Raw genomic sequence first — 3,841 nt, forward strand, 5'->3', positions numbered from 1 at the left:
CTTCGATTGCTACGCCGAACGGTTCAAAGACCGCGGGATACATTCGAACGAAGACATCGCCCTCTCGTGGATGGAGGCGGGCCCGCACCATCTATTAGTCGGTGGTTTCCCTTGCCAAGACTACAGTGTGTCGCGCAGCCTAAAGAACGAGCAAGGGATTCAAGGGAAGAAGGGCGTTTTGTTCTGGGAAATCATGAACATCATCGAGCAGGAGAAGCCGCCTTACGTATTGCTCGAAAACGTCGATCGACTCATGAAGTCGCCTGCCAAGCAACGGGGACGTGACTTCAGTGTCATGCTTCGTGCGTTCGCCGATCAAGGCTACACGGTCGAATGGCGCGTCATCAATGCGGCCGACTATGGGTTCGCGCAACGCCGTCGTCGTATCTTCATCTTTGCGACCCGGACGGATCTTAACCATTCAGCGCGTGCCAAGCAGGCGAATCCAGAGGAATGGCTGCTCGAGTCAGGATTCTTCGCACCTGCATTCCCGGTCCATGAGCTAACAAGTGAGAAACATCCGGGTTCGCAGTTCGAACTTCCGAAAGATATCGTCGAAATCTCTGACACGTTCTCGGCGACGTACCGCAATGCGGGCATCATGTCGGGTGACCGGGTGACGACGCTCGAGACGTTACCGAAACGAGAGGTGCCGAAGACGCTCGGCGAAGTGGTCCAAGAAGTCTATGAGCAGTTCGGTCCTACACCGGAACAGTATTATTTGGACACCGAGACGATTAAAAAGTCGGGTCGGAACGAGCAGGAAGAGTTGGCTTACTTGAAAGGGCCGAAGAAAATCGAGCGGACCTCGGCAAGTGGTCACGTGTATGTGTACGCAGAGGGCGGCATGTCGTATCCGGACTCGCTTGACCTTCCGGGCCGTACGATGTTGACGAGCGAAGGCACGTGCAACCGCTCGAGCCATGTCATCGAAGATCCACAGACGAAACGACTCCGTTATCTTCGTCCCGAAGAGTGCGAGGGACTAAACGGATTCCCTTACGGATGGACGGGTACGATGACGGACCGCAAACGTTACTTCACGATGGGGAACGCCCTCGTCGTCGGATTGATTGAGCGGATGAGCCATCGAATCGCAGAGGTTCATGAGCAAGAGGATGATAAAGGTATCTTGCAGGAAGCGATTCAGATGCAGCTGTTAGGAACGTATAATAATTTTAAATAAAGAAAGCTGGGTCACTTAATTTGAATAAGATGACCCAGCTTTTTAATGTTTTGATATTTTTTCAATGAATGCCGCAGCAAGCTCTACAGGTACCGCATTTCCAATTTGCATAGCGATATTTGCCTTAGATCCCATATTAGGTCCAGATTTTAAATCGCCGTAAAAACAATAATTAATAGGGAAAGTCTGTATTAAAGCAGCCTCTCTCAAAGAAATAGCTCTGTTTTCAGTGGGATGTCCGAACCTACCTTTGGAAAGTGTTATACATCCTGTAGTAATCGTGGGCGATTGCTTTGAGTAATCCATTCGGCCATACACATCTTTAAAATTATTGTTGTTTTTATTTTGCGAAGGTAACAACAAATCTTTTTCCCAAGAAGATTTTGTTCCACCATTATGGGGCGTCATTTCGATTCTCTTTAAATTCTTGAGTGAAAGATTCATTGAAGTATGGAGATGATCAGCGGAATCACGTTCCCCAGCCGAAATTGGTGAGATTTTAAAACGTGCTAGATATTCGCCTAGGGTTACTTGCTCTTTTGTATCTGGCCAAATTTCATGAGCGCCCGATGTTTGAATGTTTGAGGAATTTAGTAAAAAGAACACTTTCTAGAGACGGAAAAGATTCGACTTTCTTAGCTACTAATATCAATCTTTTACGATTTTGTGGTACTCCATAATCTGCTGCATTAACTATTGAATACCTGACTTGATAAGAAGGTAAATTTTTATCTATAGGCTTACCCTCTAAATCTAAATTTTGTAATTTGTTCAAAAAAATCTTAAAATAAGGATGTTTGGTAAATCCTACAACATTTTCAAAGAGGATAAATTTAGGTTTAAGGATGTTTGCAACAGTATTTGTTTGAAAAACTAAATCATTTCTTATATCAAACTCTTTATTTCGATTTCTGTTATAAGAAGAAAATCCTTGACAGGGCGGCGTTGAAACTAATATTTCGATGTTTTTTTCTTTATTTTTAAATTTTTCCACCAGGTGGAATCTAATTTATTTATATCTGTAATGATAAGGTGGTCATCACCATGGTTAGCTGTATAAGACCTTGCTATAATTGGATCCATTTCGATTGAACTAACAATGTTATAGTGTCTTTTTAGACTTTCAGTCACACCACCGACACCACAAAATAATTCAACAGCTTTCTTTTTCAAATATCTCACCTACTCTTATTCACTAAAAAGGATGTGTAACAAAATGATAGATTGGTATAAAGAAGATTTACAAACAAATTTTTGTACTCTTTCAAAGATGCTCAATGCGAATGCATTTAAAGACTATATACATTACATAGATTTGGCAACATTTAAAAAATTTTGAAAGAGGAAGTAGAATAAACTTTACCCATCCAATAACCGTGTTAGCTGGTAAAAACGGCTTAGGGAAAAGTTCCTGCCTTCATGCACTTTACGGAGTACCTTATAATAAAAATATAGGGACATTTTGGTTTTCGACCGCAGTAGATCCAATAAAAGAAAAAGGAAGTACTGATAGAAATCGTTATTATTACGCCTATGGAGAAACTCGAAAAGAAGTTATATATAGTAGAATAGACAAACCTGGAAAGCCAGACTATTGGGAAACGAGTCGTCCGCTAAAATTTTTGGGTATGAAAAAACTCGAAGAAGAAGGAATAACAAGGAATTCTCCTGTACGTAAAGGTGTTGAATATATAGATTTTCGATCTGAACTCAGCCCCTATGATCAATATTACTATTTTTCGGATTTTTAAACAAACTACGAGAATGAAAACAAAACAAGACTTCATAAGAGAACGATCTAAATTTTTAGAAGAGGTCTTAAGAACTAATTCCTTTGTTCAAAAATGGAAAAAAGTAATAGGTTATGCCCCGGTTGAACTAAGTGAAGAAGAGCTAGAAGTCATAAAGTTTATTCTAGATAAAAATTATCAAAAAGCGCTGTCTGTAAAACACAGTTTTTTCACAAAAGAATTTAAAGAAAGTATTATATTTTATAATAATGATTTTAATTACACGGAAGCGCACGCTGGAAGTGGAGAAATTTCTGTTGTTAGAATCGTTAGAAAGATTTTTGAGGCCGAAGAGCATAGTTTAATTCTATTGGACGAACCAGAAGTATCTTTACATCCAGAAGCTCAGAAAAGATTAATTCTTTTACTAAGTAGAATGGCGATAAAATAAAAAACTCCAAATTGTTATTTCTACTCATTCAACAGACATTATAGAACAATTCAATAAACAATCAATCAAATTGCTATTTCAACCAGAAAATAGGTTTGAAAATAAAAATTATTGAAGAAGTACCGCCAGTAAATATTTTTAGTAATTTGGGAAGAACTTTGCCTACTAAAAAGGTCATTTTTGTAGAAGATTATTTAGTGAAATTGATGTTGGAAAAAATCATTCATCTCTCAGAAGATAGAGAAATCAGCAGTTTGAAAAATTCAGTTGAATTTAAGTTTTATCCTGGTGGAGAGAGTTATTTGAAAACAACATTTATACCTTCAACTCTTGATTCATCAAATGAAACCAGTGTAATCTTTGATGGCGATCAGAACAAAGGAATAGCTTTAGACCAATTAAGTTTTTCCTCGAATTTGAATAGAAAATTTATAGAGTTAAAAGGACTAATCGAAAGTTTAACCGGTATTAGAT

At 38.9% G+C, this 3,841-nt stretch carries 5 protein-coding genes and 1 pseudogene; 4 read left to right on the forward strand and 2 right to left on the reverse strand.

Features of this window, described 5'->3' with window-relative positions:
- The coding region (gene dcm, locus B9Z54_RS11865; RefSeq protein WP_113928607.1) for a DNA (cytosine-5-)-methyltransferase at positions 1 to 1,186 on the forward strand (1,186 nt) is incomplete at its 5' end.
- A 42-nt stretch (positions 1,187 to 1,228) separates the two neighbouring features.
- On the opposite strand, the gene B9Z54_RS11870 is transcribed toward dcm, so the two are convergent.
- A complete protein-coding gene (locus tag B9Z54_RS11870) occupies positions 1,229 to 1,792 on the reverse strand; it encodes a DNA cytosine methyltransferase (protein ID WP_275887806.1) in 564 nt (187 codons plus the stop codon).
- Positions 1,743 to 2,368, reverse strand: a pseudogene (locus B9Z54_RS11875) (DNA cytosine methyltransferase). Before B9Z54_RS11875 ends, B9Z54_RS11870 begins: the two are co-directional and overlap by 50 nt.
- A gap of 194 nt (positions 2,369 to 2,562) precedes the next feature.
- Between B9Z54_RS11875 and B9Z54_RS11885 the strand changes: the two are divergent.
- The 3 genes from B9Z54_RS11885 to B9Z54_RS11895 all read left to right on the forward strand — a co-directional run.
- The gene (locus B9Z54_RS11885; protein ID WP_113928611.1) at positions 2,563 to 2,937 is read left to right on the forward strand and encodes a P-loop NTPase family protein; all 375 of its coding nucleotides are present in this window, start codon (positions 2,563 to 2,565) and stop codon (positions 2,935 to 2,937) included.
- A 13-nt stretch (positions 2,938 to 2,950) separates the two neighbouring features.
- Positions 2,951 to 3,367 carry an AAA family ATPase gene (locus B9Z54_RS11890; RefSeq protein ID WP_162785191.1) on the forward strand — a complete coding sequence of 139 codons (417 nt, stop codon included), beginning with the start codon at positions 2,951 to 2,953 and terminating at the stop codon, positions 3,365 to 3,367.
- A 95-nt stretch (positions 3,368 to 3,462) separates the two neighbouring features.
- Positions 3,463 to 3,841 (forward strand): hypothetical protein (locus B9Z54_RS11895; protein WP_162785192.1); only part of this gene is annotated, 379 nt, incomplete at its 3' end.

The sequence above is a fragment of the Bacillus sp. P14.5 genome (assembly GCF_003316765.1).
Lineage (GTDB): Bacteria > Bacillota > Bacilli > Bacillales > Bacillaceae_B > Rossellomorea.

What these genes read in the sequence shown, in the direction of transcription:
- B9Z54_RS11890 (WP_162785191.1), top strand. Translation starts at nt 2,951, where the DNA reads ATGAAAACAAAACAAGACTTCATAAGAGAACGATCTAAATTTTTAGAA.